1 pseudogene is annotated in these 421 nt (G+C 65.8%); it reads right to left on the bottom strand.

Annotated elements, in window-relative coordinates:
* A pseudogene (locus tag E4V01_RS25460) lies at positions 1 to 421 on the bottom strand (IS3 family transposase); the annotation flags it as partial.

Here is a 421-nt window from a genome sequence, read left to right as displayed (position 1 = left end):
GCCCGACCGGCTCATCGAGCAGGTCACGCCGTGCTCGGCCATCTGACGCTGGAAGGCTTCACTCGTGTATTGCGATCCCTGATCCGAGTGATGCAACAGAGTATCCGGCTTGCCTCTGCGCCAAATCGCCATGACGAGCGCATCCGTGACGAGTTGCGCCGTCATGCTGGTCTGCATCGACCAACCTACGACGCGGCGCGAGAACAGATCGATGACGGCGGCGACGTAGAGCCAGCCCTCGGCGGTCCAGATCTACGTGAAGTCGGCGATCCACTTCCGGTTCGGAGCGTCGGCCGCGAACCGCCGCTCCAGAAGATTGGGCGAGGCGGCGGCCCGCTCTCCCTCGTCCTTCGGCAGCCCTCGTCGGCGCGGTCGCGCTCGCAAGGCGTTCTCGCGCATGATCCGCTCGATGCGGTGCAGC

It is taken from the genome of Methylorubrum sp. Q1, assembly GCF_004683995.1.
GTDB lineage: Bacteria > Pseudomonadota > Alphaproteobacteria > Rhizobiales > Beijerinckiaceae > Methylobacterium.
This window is presented reverse-complemented; position numbering and strand designations above follow the sequence as displayed.